Annotated in this window: 8 protein-coding genes; 5 read left to right on the plus strand and 3 right to left on the minus strand. The window is 70.8% G+C overall.

All coding sequences use genetic code 11. The features are described 5' to 3' along the window. The first annotated feature begins 94 nt into the window (after positions 1–94). The 4 genes from G6O69_RS27790 to G6O69_RS27805 are packed head-to-tail and all read left to right on the plus strand — an operon-like array spanning position 95 to position 7,708. Complete coding sequence (locus G6O69_RS27790; protein WP_217909925.1) at positions 95–1,609, plus strand: hypothetical protein; 1,515 nt, start codon at positions 95–97, stop codon at positions 1,607–1,609. Next, a complete protein-coding gene (locus G6O69_RS27795) occupies positions 1,609–2,619 on the plus strand; it encodes a succinylglutamate desuccinylase/aspartoacylase family protein (RefSeq protein WP_255215893.1) in 1,011 nt (336 codons plus the stop codon). The genes G6O69_RS27790 and G6O69_RS27795 overlap by 1 nt, the downstream gene beginning before the upstream one ends. Before the next feature lie 42 nt (positions 2,620–2,661). Next, the gene (locus tag G6O69_RS42400) at positions 2,662–6,672 is read left to right on the plus strand and encodes an AAA family ATPase (RefSeq protein ID WP_176397128.1); all 4,011 of its coding nucleotides are present in this window, start codon (positions 2,662–2,664) and stop codon (positions 6,670–6,672) included. A gap of 16 nt (positions 6,673–6,688) precedes the next feature. After that, positions 6,689–7,708 carry a mechanosensitive ion channel domain-containing protein gene (locus tag G6O69_RS27805; protein ID WP_172306506.1) on the plus strand — a complete coding sequence of 340 codons (1,020 nt, stop codon included), beginning with the start codon at positions 6,689–6,691 and terminating at the stop codon, positions 7,706–7,708. A 249-nt stretch (positions 7,709–7,957) separates the two neighbouring features. On the opposite strand, the gene G6O69_RS27810 is transcribed toward G6O69_RS27805, so the two are convergent. Further along, a complete protein-coding gene (locus tag G6O69_RS27810) occupies positions 7,958–8,956 on the minus strand; it encodes a J domain-containing protein (RefSeq protein WP_172306507.1) in 999 nt (332 codons plus the stop codon). 125 nt (positions 8,957–9,081) lie between these two features. Here G6O69_RS27810 and G6O69_RS27815 point away from each other — a divergent pair, with 125 nt between their 5' ends. Beyond that, on the plus strand, positions 9,082–12,105 hold the full coding sequence (locus G6O69_RS27815; RefSeq protein ID WP_176397129.1) for a TIGR03960 family B12-binding radical SAM protein: 3,024 nt from the start codon (positions 9,082–9,084) through the stop codon (positions 12,103–12,105). A 599-nt stretch (positions 12,106–12,704) separates the two neighbouring features. On the opposite strand, the gene G6O69_RS27820 is transcribed toward G6O69_RS27815, so the two are convergent. Together G6O69_RS27820 and G6O69_RS27825 are read right to left on the minus strand one after the other, a co-directional pair. Then, the gene (locus G6O69_RS27820) at positions 12,705–14,306 is read right to left on the minus strand and encodes a radical SAM protein (RefSeq protein ID WP_172306509.1); all 1,602 of its coding nucleotides are present in this window, start codon (positions 14,304–14,306) and stop codon (positions 12,705–12,707) included. Beyond that, entirely contained in the window at positions 14,306–15,319 is a 1,014-nt protein-coding gene (locus tag G6O69_RS27825; RefSeq protein ID WP_172306510.1) for a hypothetical protein, read from the minus strand. The genes G6O69_RS27820 and G6O69_RS27825 overlap by 1 nt, the downstream gene beginning before the upstream one ends. Positions 15,320–15,322: the final 3 nt, after the last annotated feature.

Genomic DNA, 15,322 nt, shown 5'->3' on the forward strand with positions numbered 1-15,322 from the left:
GGTCTCGGGCCGGAGATTAGCACCGGCGCGCGGCGGGATCCCGACGCGCGCGCGCCGAGCACCGCGGCGGCCAACCGTGTTAGTTTGCGCCCAGATGTCCGCCCCCGAGCAAGACCCCGCGTCCGCCCCGGAGCCCGAGATCGCCCCCCCGCCGAACTATGGCGGTCCCGGAGCGCCAAGCTACGAGCGCGTACCGCCAGGTAGCTTCGAGCCCGAGCGCCACTTCTACCCGCGAGTGCTCAACGCCCAGCTGCACCCCCTGGTGCGCTATTTCCTGGCCCTGAGCAACGAGCGCATCGTCAGCCGCTACTGCCACCTCCACCCTCGGGTCAACGCCGCCGCGCTGTCTGCGGTCCTGGAGACGGAGCCCAAGCTCTTCCGCTGGGCCGGGGCCGACTTGCTCCACGTGACGACCGAGGCCGGGCGCCGGCAGATGGTCGTGGTCGAGACCAATTCCTGCCCCTCTGGCCAAAAATCCATGCCCTCCTACGAGGAGCACGACGAGCAGCTCGGTTATCGCCGCAACCTCGAGCACACCTTCGTGCCCTGGCTCCGGGGTCGCCGCCTGCCCCCGGGCGAGGTCGCGGTGCTCTGGGACAAAAACCCCATGGAGGCCTCGGGCTACGCGGCCGCCCTCGCGGACATCCTCGACGAGCCCGTCCACCTCGTCGAGTTCCCCGACGGCGCCGAGGAGACCCGCGCCCGCTTCGACGCCGGGGTGCTCGAGATCCGCGACGCCAAGGACGAGTGGATCCCGATCCGCGCCTGCTTCCGCTACGTGACCCAGCGGCCGTGGAACCGCCTGCCGGTCGCCAGCAAGACCGCGATCTTCAACCCGGTGATCGCCTGCCTCGCCGGCGGCCGCAACAAGATGGTCGCGGCCAAGGCCTACGACTTCTACAACGGCACGCTGATGGGCTCGGGCCTGGCGATCCGCACGCCCGAGACCACCTGGGACGTGTCCAAGCGCGAGATCCCGCTGTGGGTTCAGCGCCTCGGCGGCCACGCGGTCATCAAGGTGCCCTACGCCAACGCCGGCCAGGGCGTCTACACGATCACCCGCCAGGAGGAGCTCGACGCCTTCATGGCCAGCGAGCACCGCTACGACCGCTTCATCGTCCAGAGCCTGATCGGCAACGCGAGCTGGAGCTCCCTGGGCCAGTCCGGGCGGCTCTACCACGTGGGCACCATGCCCAATAAGCGCGGCAACATCTTCGTCGCCGATCTCCGGGTCATGGTCATGGGCGGGGCCGGCGGGTTTCGCCCCCTGGTCATCTACGCACGCAAGGCCAGGGCCCCTTTGATGGCGAGCCTCGACGGTCACGACTACACCAGCTGGGAGATGCTCGGCACCAACTTGTCGATCAAGCGCGAGGGCGCGGGCTGGGACAGCGACACCGGGCGGCTGATGCTCATGGACCGCAAGGACTTCAACGCCCTCGGGGTCGGCATCGACGAGCTCATCGAGGCCTACATCCAGACCGTGCTCGCGACCTCGGCGATCGACCAGATGGCCCAGCGCCTGCTCACGAGCAAGGGCCAGCTGCGCGCCAAGCTGTTCCGCTCGCTCAACGACGATCCGGCCCTGCTCCAGGAGATCATGGCCTGATGCGCCTGTTTCAGTCAGAGGTCACGGTCAGCGAGGCCCTCGACCTCGACGCGGTCGCACGTGGGACCAGCGCGCGCCTGGGCGTCGAGCTGATCCACGACGGCTCGGGCAACGCCCTGCACCTGCCGGTGATCGTCGCCCGCGGCCAGGAGGACGGCCCGGTGTTCGGGGTCACGGCCGTGGTCCACGGCAACGAGGTCAACGGCATCCGGGTGATCCAAAAGCTGTTCGCGGGCCTCGAGCCGACGCAGCTGCGCGGGACCGTGGTCGGCGTGCCGATCGTCAACCTCCCGGCCTACCTGGCCAACAGTCGGACCTTCTACGGCTTCGACCTCAACCGGACCATGCCCGGGCGCGAGGGCGGCAACTCGGCCGAGGTCTACGCCCACCGCTTCCTCGACCGGATCGTCAGCCGCTTCAACTACCTGATCGACTTGCACACGGCGAGCTTTGGGCGCATCAACTCGCTCTACGTGCGGGCCAACCTCGAGCAGCGCGACACGGCCAAGATGGCCGCGCTCCAGCACCCGGAGATCGTCGTGCACAACGAGGCCAAGGACGGGACCTTGCGCGAGGCCGCAGGCGAGCTGGGGATCTCGGCGATCACCGTCGAGGTCGGCAACCCGCTGCGCTTTCAGGCCCGGCTGATCCGCGACTCCCTGGCCGGGGTCCGCAACGTGCTCTCGGAGCTCCAGATGATCCCCGACGCCGTCGATCCCCCCGGGGATCCGCCCGTGTTCTGCTCGGGATCGAGCTGGATCTACGCTCACCACGGCGGCCTGCTGCGCGTCTACCCGGACGTCACCGACGAGGTCGAGGAGGGCGAGGTCATCGCCTCGGTGACCAACGTGTTCGGCGACGTGATCGCCGAGTACAGGTCGCCGATCTCCGGGGTGATCGTGGGTCGGAGCACCAACCCGATCTGTCAGACGGGCGCCCGCGTCGCCCACATCGCCAACCCGGCCAGTCGCGCGCAGCTCAAGCGATGGGGGGTCGCCGCCGCGGTCTGAGCCAGGCCGAGGTGAGCGAGGGTCCGAGCCAAGGAAATCCGCGTGGGGATCGACGATCGTCAGAGGCGCTGGTGGAGGCGAAGGCTCCCGGTCTTTGCTGTGCTCGCGCTGCTCGTGCTCCTGGCCACGAGCAGCCTCGCGGCGCCGCCCGCGGGGGGGCAGGGGGAGGGCGGCCAGGGGGAGGGCGGCCCCGCTGGCGCTGACGCACAGGGGGCGACCCCGGCGACCGGAGACTCGGCCGCGAAGGCGGGGGACGCTCAGCCCGACGCGGCCACGGTCGTCGCTACGCTGGAGCTGCGCCGCGCACAGATCGACGCGCTCATCGACGGGACCCTCGATCCCTCGGTGGACATCGACGCGCTGCTCGAGGTCGACCTCGCCGGCCCCGAGGGGAGCGACATGTTGGCCGTGCTGCGAGCGGTCGCCCTCGGCCGGGAGCGGCTCGCGGCCCGGGCCGCCGCCACGGCCGAGGCCGAGCGGATCCGCGCCATGGGCAAGCGCCGCGGTGGACCGACGCCCCCCGATCCCGAGGCTCTACCTGCGCCCGAAGAGGTCGCGCCGCCGCAGGCGGGCAAGGACGCTTCAGCCCTCGAGCGGGCCCAGGCCGAGCTCGATCGCGCCTACTGGCGGCTGTTCATCCTTCCGGCGGACGAGCGCGCCGAGCTGATCGCCGCGCACCGTCGTCGCCAGGCGGCCGAGGTCGACGCGCGCGCGGCCGAGATGCTCGCCCGTGAGCGCCTCGCGACCATGAAGACCCTGGCGCAGCAGATCGACGCGCTCTTCGCTGGCACCCTCGACCCCAAGGTCGACGCCAAGGCGCTGCTCCAGCTCGACCTCGCGTCGGCCGGGGAGCTGCTCGCGGACGATCAGCGCCTGCGCCGGGCGCTGGGCCTGCTCGAGGTGCCCGAGCCAGGGGAGGGGAAAGCTGGGGAGCCCGAGCAGCCCGGCGCGCCCTCGGGCGCCGATCCCAACGCGGGCGAGGGCGGGGAGAAGACGAGCGAGGGCGGCCAAGTCGATGCTGCTGGGACGGATGCTGCCGGGACGGATGCGGCCGGGACGGACGCGGCAGGGGAAGGCTGGCGCCCGGATCCGGCGCTGGCCAAGGCGCTCGTCGACGCAGAGGACGCCCTCGACGCCCAGCGCCTGCGGATCTTGAGGTTGACGTCCGAGGAGCGCCAGGCGCTGCTCGACGCCCACCGGCGCCACCGCGAGGCGGTCGAGGCCGAGGAGGCCGCCGAGCGCCTGCTCGAGGCCGAAGAGGCGCGCAAGGAGGCCGTCGAGGAGGAGATCAACGAGGCCGAGGACGAGGCCGACAAGGCCGCCCGCGCCCGCGAGGAGGCCCTGCGCGCCGCGGCTGCGGCCCGCACCGAGGCCACGCGCCGCATCGCCGAAGAGCAGGCGCGGCTGCTCGGCTTGCAGGAGGCCTACGCGCGCTACAAGGCCCGGCTCAACCGGCGCAAGCAAGACATGAGCTCGGCCCACGAGGTCGCGCTGGGCTGGGATCGCAAGGTCACCGCGCTGAGCTCGGGCGTCGACAACGCCTCGCGCGAGACCGAGGCCGACGCGCTCCACAGTGACGTCCGCGACGCGCTCGCGGACGCCCGCGGCCGCCTGCGCGAGGCCCTCGAGGCCCTCGGCGCCAGCGAGGTCAGCGAGGTCGGCGAGCCGCTCGCGGGCCTGCCTCGGGACGTCGACCTCGACGAGCTCACCGAGCTGCGCGCGCGGGTCGAGGCCGAGGCCGAGGCGCTGCGCGCGTTCGAGGACGAGGTCAACTGGACGGCGGCCGCGAGCGGGCGCGACGACATCGTGCTGCTCAACCAGGCCCGCCTGCGCCTGCTCGACATGGGCAGCGCGGAGCTGCGCCGGCGGATGACGGGCTTCGGCATCGACGGGATTCAGCAGGTCCGCCGCGAGATCGAGCAGATCGTGCTCGAGCTGCGCTTTCGCGTGCGCAGCCTGCCGCGCCTGGGCCGGACCTTGATGGATCGCTTCGAGGCCTCGCCGCTGCCGGTGATCTTCGCGGTCATGCAGCTCGCCCTGGCGCTGCTGATCTTCCGCGCCTGGCGGCGCCGAGCCGACGTGACCCTGGCCAAGGCGCGGGACTATTTTCGGCGCTTCGATCGCTCCCCGCAGCTGGGCGGCGTGCTGGCCACGGGGGTCTGGTATCTGAGCCGCGTCCGTCGACCGCTCGAGCTGCTGGCCCTCTTCGCCGTGATCTTTCGGGTGATCCTCGAGCGCGAGCGGGTGCTCGAGGTCGCGGCGCTGTGGCTGGTCGTGCTCTGGGTGCTCGTCGGGCTCACGGTGATCCTGCTCGTCGACGCGATCGCGGCCCGGGAGAGCCAGACATTCGGCGGTACGCCGGGGACGGCGGAGCTGCGCATTCGCTCCTTGCGCCTGGTCGGCATGACCGTGGTGTTCACCGGCCTGGTGCTGTCCTTGACCGAGGAGATCGTCGGCCGTGGCGCGATCCACCGCTGGGTCGGGAGCCTGATGTGGATCGCCGCGCTGCCGATCTTGCTGGTGCTGATCCACTGGTGGCGCGGCCACGCCTTCGCGCGCTTTCAGGCCGACGAGGACATCCCCGACAACGCCCTGACCCGGTGGATCCGCGGCAACACGGAGGGCTGGGCCAGCTTCGCCGCGGCCACGGTGGCCGGCGCCTATCTCTTTGGCCGCGGCGTGGCCCGCTGGCTGCTGCACCGGGCTACGGCCCTCGAGGCCACGCGCCGGGTGCTGGCGTGGATGTTCCGCCGCGAGGTCGCCCGCCAGGCCGGCGCGCGCAAGGACGACGCGGCCGCGAAGCCGATCACCGCCGAGGTCTACGCGCGCTTCGACCCCAACGTCGCCCTCGAGGATACGCACGGGCTCCCCGATCCCCTGGCCAAGGTCGCCCGCTTGGCGGTCGATCAGGTCAGCGCGCTCAAGGTCAGCCAGCGCGGGACGATCAGCGCGGTCATCGGCGAGCGCGGCGCGGGCAAGAGCACCTTCTTGTCCCGCCTCGCCGAGGAGCTCGAGGCTCGCTCGAAGAGCTACGTCCACGAGGAGCCGAGCGTGGCCGATAGCGTGGGCGAGGTGTCGGACGAGGAGGACGCGCGCGAGGAGGCGGCGAGGGCGGCCGCGGTCTTGGCCCTCGGAGAGGGCGAGCGCCACGACGAGTACGGCAAGCTGACGATTCGGCGCATCCAGTGCCCGCCCGGCGGCTTTCGCCAGCTCCAGCGGCGGATCGCCGAGTCCGTGGGCCTCGACCGCCACGCGAGCGCCGAGGAGATCATTGACGTGCTCTCCGATCAGGCCCCGCTGATCTTCCTGATCGACGACGCCCACCGCCTCGTCCGCCCGGCGATCGGCGGGCTCGATGGCCTCGACAACTTCGCCGACTTCGCTCGCCGAGTCCGCGGCGAGGCCTCCTGGGTCACGACCATCGGCGCCGCGGCCTGGCAGTATGTGTCCCGGGCCCGGGGGGATCGGGTGTTCTTCGATCAGATCGTCCAGCTCGAGCGCTGGAGCGAGAAACAGATCGGCGCGCTGATCCGCGCGCGCTGTGACAGCGCCGGCGTCGTCCCGGTCTTCGACGACATCGTGATCCCCCGGCAGTTCGACGTGGCGACGGTGGGGGAGGGCGAGTTGACCCGCCGGCCGAGCGAGTCGGAGCGCGCCGAACTCGGCTTTTATCGGATCCTCTGGGACTACGCCAAAGGCAACCCCGCGGTCGCGCTGCACTTTTGGCGCGAGTCTCTGGTCCTCCACGCCGCGGGCACGCCCGCCGCCCAGATCAAGGTCCGCCTGTTTCAAGAGCCCTCCGCGGCCGCCCTCGACGACGTTGGTGCGACGCTGCACTTCGTGCTCCGCGCGGTCGTCCAGCTCGAGGTCGCCAGCCCCTCGGACCTCGTCGCCTGCACCCAGCTGCCCCCGGCCGACGTCGCCGACGCCCTGCGCTTCGCCCAGGCGCGCGGCTGGATCGTCCAGGTCCGCGGGGAGCACTACCGGGTCACCTGGCACTGGTACCGGGCGATCACCAACATGCTTCGCCGCCAGCACTTGCTGGTCATCTGACGCGATGGAGTCCGCCATGCATGCCTCGCTCGCTCCCTTGCCCTCGTCCAAGCCCTCGCTGCGTCAGCGGGCGCGCGCGCCCGGGCGGAGGGGGCCGCTCACGCGCCTGCGAGCCGCGGCGGCCAGGCTGGCCACGCTCTCGCTCGCGGCGCTGACCCTGCTCTCGCCGGCCCTCGCCTGGGCCCTCGACGAGACGCTCGGGGCGGCGCCGGACGCCGAGGTCCTCAGCCAGATCGCCGGGATGATCCGCTGGAGCGGGGTCGCCACCTCCGTGGTCGTGATCGTCGGCTCGTGGCTGACGATCCGCTTCACCCGGGACCTCGTCGAGCGCTTCAGCAAGCAGTTCGCCAACCGTCGCCTGCTGCTCCACAAGATCGCCACGATCTTCCAGTTCATCGTCTACACGAGCACCGCGGTGGTCGTGATCTTGTTGAGCTTCCACATCGACGAGAAGGTGCTGACGGTGATCGGCGGGACCGTGGCGGTGTCGGTGGGCTTCGCGGTCAAGGACGTGGTCGCGTCCTTCATCGCGGGCATCATGATCATGGTCGACCGGCCGTTTCAGGTCGGCGATCGCATCAGCTTTGGCGGGCAGTACGGGGACGTGACGGCGATCGGGCTGCGTTCGGTGCGGATGGTGACCCTCGACGACAACGTGGTGACGATCCCGAACAACAAGTTCATCAGCGACATCACATCCTGCGGGAACTACGGGGCGCTGGACATGCAGGTGGTGATGGACTTCCACATCGGGGTCGATCAGGACGTGAACGCGGCGCGGGCGATCGTCAACGAGGCGGCGGTGACGAGCCGCTATGTGTACCTTCCGAAGCCGGTGGTGGTGTTGGTCAGCCAGGTGATCGCGGACAGCTATGTGTCGGTGCGGCTGCGGTTGAAGGCTTATGTGTTGGATACGAAGTATGAGAAGGCGTTCGAGACGGACGTGAATCTGCGGGTGCTGGGGGCGTTTGGGGAGCGGCGGATCAGTCCGCCGGCGGTGTTGCATCGGCAGATTGGGGGGGACTTGCAGGGGTGAGCTCTTGGGGGGCGGTTTGCGGGGGTCTTGCTTTCTGGCGGTGCACCGCGGCCTGTTCGGCGGAAGCCTTCCCACACCTGCGCTCTCGCCGGGGGGCGGGCGACCAACATGACGTGGCAGCATAGCCGGCTCGGTGCTCGGCGCGGGCCCCTTCCGCTCGAGCGGCCTGCTCTTCATTTGCGAGGAGCATGCTGGTCCTCGTGGGGAGGTCCCCGTGAGCGAGGGGGTGTCTTTCAGGGAGCGAGTTGCTCAGTCGAGGGCGTCTTCGCGGCGGAGCTCTTCTTCGCCTTGGAGGCGTTCGAGGACCGCGAGGAGCTCTTCGTCGCCGGGTGGGGGGAGGCGGACGTCGAGGGTCACGAAGAGGTCTCCGCGGGGTTCTCCGCGGAGGCGGACGCCCTTGTCGCGTAGGCGCATGGTTTGGCCGTTTTGGACGCCGGCGGGGAGGCGCATGGTGACGGGGCCCCAGGGGGTGGGGACGTCGACGGGGCCGCCGCGATAGGCTTCGAGGGCGGTGACGGGCAGCTTGGAGCGCAAGTTGGTGCCGTCGCGCTGGAGGTTCTTGCCGGGGAGGACGCGGACGGTGAGGATGATGTCGCCGGCGGGGTCGCCCTGGCCGCCCTGGCCGCGCAGGCGGAGCTTGCCGCCGTCGGTGATGCCCTCGGGGACCTTGACGTCGAGGGTGCGTGCGCTGTCGCCGTTGGTCTCGACGCGGAGGGGGACGGTGACGCCGAGCAGGGAGTCCATCAAGGTCACGCTGATCTCGCCGTGGACGTCCTGGCCGCGACGTGAGCGCGGGGCGCCGCGACCGAAGGCGTCGGCGCCGGCGTGGACCCGGCCGCCGCCGAAGAGGCGGGAGAGGAGGTCGTCGAAGCTGGTCTCGCGGGCGTCGCCGAAGTCGTTGAAGTTGTAGCTGAAGCCGCCTGGGCCGAAGCCGCCGCCGCCGAAGCCGGGGGAGCCGCCGTAGCCTCCGCCGAAGCCCTGGGAGCGGGCTTGCTTGTAGGCTCGCGCGCGTTCGGCGTCGAAGCCTTGGGTCAGGGACATCTCGCCGAACTCGTCGTAGAGCTCGCGCTTTTCCTTGTCGCCGAGCACCTCGTAGGCCTGGGAGACCTCCTTGAAGCGCTCCTCCGCGGCCTTGTCCCCGGGGTTCTTGTCGGGGTGAAATTGGCGCGTGAGCTTGCGGTAGGTCTTCTTGATCTCGTCTTGGGAGGCCGTCCGCTCGACGCCGAGCGATGCGTAGAGGTCTTTCATGGGCTGGGTCTTCGAGGCGCGATCTTAAGAGCCGAGGGGGAGGGCGCAACCCCCTCCGGGCCCGGGGATCCGTCACGTCCGCGTAGTGAGCGGAGCCGGGGCTGGTTCGTGCTCGAGCCCATGGTATGCCAGCGCAGACCATGGCGAGCCACCCCTACGCCGATTTCCTGGCCCGGATGCAAAAGCCCGGGCGCTACCTCGGAGGCGAGGAGCAGTCGATCGTCAAAGATCACGCCGCGCTGAGCTGCCGCTTCGTGCTGGCCTTCCCCGATCTCTACGAGATCGGCATGAGCCACCTGGGCACGCGGATCCTCTACGATCTGATCAACAAGTCCGAGGACCTGTGCTGTGAGCGGGCCTTCTCGCCCTGGGCCGACATGGAGGCGGAGCTGCGCGCCCGCGGGCTGCCGCTGATCAGCCTCGAGAGCCACACGCCGCTGCGTGACTTCGACGTCGTCGGCCTGTCCTTGCAGTACGAGCTCAGCTACAGCAACGCGCTGCTCAACCTCGAGCTCGGCGGGCTGAGCCTGCGCGCGGACGAGCGCGGGGACGACGAGCCGATCGTCCTCGCGGGCGGGCCGACGGCCACCCACGGCGAGCCGCTGGCGCCCTTCATCGATCTCTTCTTGGTCGGCGAGGCCGAGGACGTGCTGCCCGATCTCCTGCGGACGATCGGCCGCATGCGCGCGGCCAAGGCCGGTCGCGCGGCGATCCTGGCCGCGGCCGCGAAGATGCCGGGGATCTACGTGCCGAGCTTCTACGCCGTGGCCGAGGATCCGCGCACCGGGCTCGAGGTCGTCGTCGGGCGCACGCCCGCAGGCGTGGCGGCCGGCGCCCCGGAGCGGGTCGAGCGAATCTACGTCCGTGACCTCGACGCCTACCCCTTCCCGACGCGCTTCCCGGTGCCCTACGCCGAGGCCATCTTCGATCGCGCCAGCGTCGAGATCACCCGCGGCTGCACCGAGGGCTGCCGCTTTTGCCAGGCCGGGATGATCTATCGCCCGGTGCGCGAGCGCAGGCCCGAGGACATCGTCGACGCCGTGCTCGCGGGCACCGACGCCGGCGGCTTCGACGAGGCCAGCCTGACGGCGCTGAGCACCGCCGACGTGTCGTGCATCGATCCGCTGATCAAGGCTTTGGTCCCGGAGCTCGCCAAGCGCAAGGTCTCCCTGGGCATCGCCTCGCTGCGCGCCTACGGCCTCAATGAGAGCCTGCTCGACGAGATCAAGACCGTCGGCATCGACGGCCTGACCTTCGCCCCGGAGGCCGGCACGGCGCGCATGCGCGACGTGATCAACAAGAACGTCAGCGACGAGGACATCCTGACCTCGGCCCGGCGGATCTTCGAGCGCGGCTACGGGCGCATGAAGATGTACTTCATCATGGGCCTGCCCACGGAGACCGAGGTCGATGTTGTCGGGATCGTCGAGACCGGGCGAGCCGTGCGAGAAGAGGCCCGCACCCAGGTCCGCGAGGGGGTGATCACCGAGCTCCCCCAGGTCACGATCTCGGTCTCGCAGCACGTCCCCAAGCCGCACACGCCCTTTCAGTGGGCGGCCATGGACAGCATGGAGGACCTCGACGGCAAGGTCCGCATGCTCCGCGACCTCGCCAAGCGGGCCAAGCTCGGGCTCAAGACCCACGACGTGCGCGAGAGCTGGCTCGAGTGCCTGTTCGCCCGCGGGGATCGTCGCCTCGGCCGGGTGCTCGAGCGCGCCTATCGAGCGGGGGCGCGCTTCGACGGCTGGAAGGAGCGCTTCGACTTCCAGCTGTGGCTCGACGCCCTCGAGGCCGAAGGCGTGCGCCCCGAGGTCTACACCCGGACCTTGCCCGTGGGCGCGCCCTTGCCCTGGTCGCACCTCGACATGGGCTTCGAGGCCGGCTTCTTGGAGGGCGAGTATCGCAAGGCCCTGGGCAGCCGGCTCTCGCCGCCTTGCGGCAAGCCGGCCGGGGCCAAGGTCCACCACACCACCGAGGCCGCGGCCGAGGCCGAGCGCCGGCGCCTGGTCTGCTACGACTGCGGCGTGGCCTGTGATCTCGGTGAGATGCGAGAGGAGCGGATCGTGGCCCTGCGCGCGCTCTCCGATCGCGCCGAGCGGGTCCTCGCCGACCAGGCCGCCGAGGAGCAGCGGGCCCAGGCCCAGGCCAGCGAGGGCCCCGCGAGCGCGCTCGTCCCCCTCGAGCGCCTGCGCGGGCGCGTGGCCGCGAGCAACCTCGCCGACGACAGCGCCTTCAAGCACAACGCCGAGGCCCCCTTCAGCAAGGTCCGGCTGTTCTTCGCCAAGGTCGGCACGCTGCGCTTCATGAGCCAGCTCGACCTCGTGCGGATCATCCCTCGCATGTTCCGCCGCGCCGGCGTCGAGCTCGGCTTCTCGCGCGGCTTCTCGCCTCAGCCGCGCATGAGCTTCGGCCCGGCCATCGCCCTGGGCATGGGCGGAGACGAAGAAGTCGTCGACTGCGACGTGCTGCTCGAGCGCTCCGCCGAGGACATGGCCGGGCTGCTGAGCGACGACGAGCGCGAGGCCATGGCCGACGTCTTGCTCGAGCGCCTGCGCCCGGTCGCCCCGCCCGGCATGGTCCTGCTCGGCGCCCGCCTCGTCCCCTCGGGCGAGAAGACCCTGGGCGAGCTCGTCGCTGGCGCCGACTTCGGCGTGGCCCTCGAGGGCCTGTCCGACGCGGCCCGAACCGGCCTGCGCGCCCGCGTGGACGAGCTCCTCGCCAGCGAAGGCCTGACCATCACCCGCGAACAGCGGGTCAAAAAGAAGCGTCGCGGCCGACGCAAGCAAGTCGGCAGCAAGACCGTGACCGTCGACCTCGGCCCGCGCCTGCTCGCCGTCGAGATCGACGAACAGGCCGACCTCCTGCGCTTTCGCCTGCGCACGGACCTCGAGGGCGTCAACGCCCGCCCCCGAGAGATCGCCGCGCTGCTCGCAGGCGAGACCGTCGAAGACCACCACATGCGCCGCCTGAGGCTCCTCGCCCGTCCCCAAAAAGACGCCGAGCCCGACACCCTGATCAGCCTGCGCGAACTGGGCGGAGCCTGGCGCGCCCTCGAGCGCCGCCACGACGCCGGCGCCCGAGCCCTCCGCGACGCCGCCCGAGCCGCCCGCGAAGCGCTCGAGCAAGAGGGCGAGAGCGCGACCCTCTGACTCGCCCCGACCCCTCTGCACGCGGGCGAGCGCCAAAGAGCCTCGCCCGCGTCTCCAATTTGGAAAAGGCTTCCGCCAACAGGCCGCGGTGCACCGCCAGAGTAAGACCCCCCGCAAACCGCATCCCCCCCCGCACCCCCAAGCTCACGGGGACCTCCCCACGAGGACCAGCATGCTCCTCGCCAACGTAGAGCAGGCCGCTCGAGCGGAAGGGGCCCGCGCCGAGCACCGAGCCGGCTAGGCTGCTACGTCATGTTGGTCGCCCGCCACCCGGCGAGAGCGCAGGTGTGGGAAGGCTTCCGCCGAACAGGCCGCGGTGCACCGCTAGAAAGCAAGAACCCCCGCAAACCGCGTCCCCCCAGCACCTCCATGCTCACGGGGACCTCCCCACGAGGACCAGCATGCTCCTCGCCAACGTAGAGCAGGCCGCTCGAGCGGAAGGGGCCCGCGCCGAGCACCGAGCCGGCTAGGCTGCTACGTCATGTTGGTCGCCCGCCACCCGGCGAGAGCGCAGGTGTGGGAAGGCTTCCGCCGAACAGGCCGCGGTGCACCGCCAGAAAGCAAGACCCCCGCAAACCGCCCCCCCCCCCCAGAGCGATTCAATCGACGACAGGCAGCCGCCCCCGCGCCGCCGCAAACCCCTTGCGCAACGCCACCCGCCGCTCATCCCCAAAGCGCAGCGCCCGACCGCTCTCCGGCAGCGGCTCGATCGCCTGCAGCCAGTCCCGATAGCTCGCCCCAGCATGCACCGCCGCGATCGCAGCGTGCCCCACCTCGGGCCCCCGCTGCGCCAGCAAGTGCTCGACATAGGCCCACTTGGGCGGCTGCGGGCGCAGCTCGACCTTGCCCTTGAGCCCCCGGCGGATGCGATCCAGCCGGGCCTCCGCGGCCTTGACCCCCATGAAGGGCCGGCCGTCGAGGGGCGTGTTGCGCTTGGCGACGAAGGTCGAGAAGGTCAGGGTCAGGCGGACGATCTTGGACAGCTCGAGGGCGAAGCGGACCAGCTCGTCGGCGTCCTCGTCCGTCTCCCCCGGCGCCCCCATCATCTCGTAGACCTTCATGCGGTGGAAGCCGCCGGCCGCGATGAGCTCGGCCGCGCGCAGCAGGTCGCGCTCGTGGATCTTGCGATCCAGCACCAGGCGCATGCGCTCGCTGATCCCATCGGAGGCCACGGTGATCGTCCGGTAGCCGCCGGCGGCGAGGTTCTTCAGCAAGGTCGGGGTCAGACGATCCGCGCGCAGGCTCGAGATCCCCACGCCCTTGCCCTGCTCGGCGATGCGCGCGACGAGCTCCTCGAGCTGGGGGTGATCGGTGACCGCGGCCCCGACCAGCCCGACCTTGGGCGCGTACTCGGGGACGAGCGAGAGCGGGAGCGCCATGTCGAGCAGGCGCATGCCCCCGGTGGTCGCCCCGCGCATCACACAAAAGGTGCAGCGCCGCGAGCAGCCGCGCTCGGGCTCGACCAAGAACATGTTCGAGAGCTCGGTGTCCGGGGTGACGATCGCCGAGTATGCCGGAAGGGCCTCGCGCGGGGCGTTGGCCATGTCGGGGAGCGGCTCGAACAGGCCCGGCTCGATCTCGCCGCGGATCGTGTGGGGCAGCCGGGCGACCGCGTCGATCGCCTGGCGTCGGCCGGGGGTGTCGAGGATCGTGGCCACGGCCTCGGGCAGCAGCGCTTCGGCCTCTCCGGCGATCAGCAGATCGACGAAGGGGAGGATCACGCTCGGGTTGCTGTTGGTCAGCGGCCCGCCGCCGATGATGATCGGATCTCGCGGGCCACGATCGGCGGCTAGCAGGGGGATGCCCGCGCCCTCGAGCAGCCGGATCAGCCCGGCGATCTCGAGCTCGTAGGCGACCGAGACGCCGATGATCGCGTAGCTCGAGAGCGGGCGCTCGGCCTCGTAGCTGAGCAGTGCGGGGCGCTTGCGAGGCGGCCAGGGCAGGGCCATGCGCTCCCAGGCCTCGGGCAGGAACACGCGGTGGCAGCCCACGGCACCCGGGGCGTTGAGCAGCCGATAGAGGGTCTGAAAACCCAGGCTCGACATGCCCACGTGGTAGGGGCTGGGGTAGGCGAGGGCGACGGGGGTGCCCTGGCGATCGAGACCCAAGGTCCCGCGCTCGCGACCGCGCCGGCGTTGGATGAGCTCGTGCTCATCTGCGCCTGACGTCGAGCGCCGGGCCTTGGAGCGGCTCCTGGCCACTAGAAGCGAAGCTCGACGGCCGCGCCGCCGCCACCACCGGGGAGCATCATCGGCCCGAGCCCGCTGATCGCCACGCCGGCGCCAGCGTCGGGGTTCTCTTCCATGCCGCCGCCGCTCTTCTTCTTCTTGGTCGCGTAGATGGCGAGCAGGGCCACGCCCGCGGCAAGGCCGACGCCACCGATGATGAAGCCAGCGTAGCCGAGGCCGTTGCCGGCGCGCAGCCGACTCTCGAGATCGAAGGGGCACTCGGAGCTGCTCACGTCGCGGCAGGCGTAGTCGCCGGTCGGGAAGCCCGTGTTGGTCGAGTTGGAGGACAGCTGCTGGAGCGTGTTGGCCGAGCTGTTGGCGATGCCCAGGCCGGTGACGCCGAGGATGATCCCGGAGGCGCCGATGGCCGTGAGCACGGCGCCGCCGATGAGCAGGCCGCGCTTCTCGTCCTTCTTGTCCTTGCGGGCTTGCGCGGCGTCCTTTTGCCGCGTCTCACGGCTGCTGTCGCCCAGGGGATCTTCATCGTCCTGGGGGTCGGCCGTGCTGCCGCCTCCGCCGAGGCTAGTCCCGCCGCTGCTGTCGCTGGCGCAGCCAGAGACCGAGATCTCACCGAGTATCTGCTTGGCCTCGTCGATCTTGTCGCCGTGCTTGTCGGCGTCGCCGTAGGTGAGGAAGTGCTTGAGGTAGGTGTTGGCCTTGTCGCAGTCCCCGGCCCTGAAGGCCGCGACGCCGACCTTGTGGGCGAAGCCGTGCTTGCCCGGGACCAGGTAGTAGGCCTCTTCGTAGAGGACCACGGCCTCGACCCAGCGGTCTTGGGCGGCGAGACCCTCGGCCTCCATGTACTTTTGCTTGGCGAGCTCGATCTTCTCGTCTTCGCTGAGGTTCTGCGTGGGCGCAGGTGCCGGAGCGGGCTCGGCTGCGGGCTGCGAGGGCGCAGGGGGGACCGCGGCGAGGGCGAGTCCAGAGGTCGAAGAGGAGACTGCGAGCGCGGTGAGGAGCGCGACGGGCAAGTGGAGGCGACGCATGAA

The sequence above is a fragment of the Pseudenhygromyxa sp. WMMC2535 genome, assembly GCF_011083025.2.

Bases quoted from the DNA above. Each gene is read 5' to 3' on its own strand.
- G6O69_RS27825 (WP_172306510.1), bottom strand. From the start codon at position 15,319: ATGCGTCGCCTCCACTTGCCCGTCGCGCTCCTCACCGCGCTCGCAGTC.
- G6O69_RS27790 (WP_217909925.1), top strand. From the start codon at position 95: ATGTCCGCCCCCGAGCAAGACCCCGCGTCCGCCCCGGAGCCCGAGATC.
- G6O69_RS27795 (WP_255215893.1), top strand. From the start codon at position 1,609: ATGCGCCTGTTTCAGTCAGAGGTCACGGTCAGCGAGGCCCTCGACCTC.
- G6O69_RS27815 (WP_176397129.1), top strand. From the start codon at position 9,082: ATGCCAGCGCAGACCATGGCGAGCCACCCCTACGCCGATTTCCTGGCC.
- G6O69_RS27810 (WP_172306507.1), bottom strand. From the start codon at position 8,956: ATGAAAGACCTCTACGCATCGCTCGGCGTCGAGCGGACGGCCTCCCAA.
- G6O69_RS27805 (WP_172306506.1), top strand. From the start codon at position 6,689: ATGCATGCCTCGCTCGCTCCCTTGCCCTCGTCCAAGCCCTCGCTGCGT.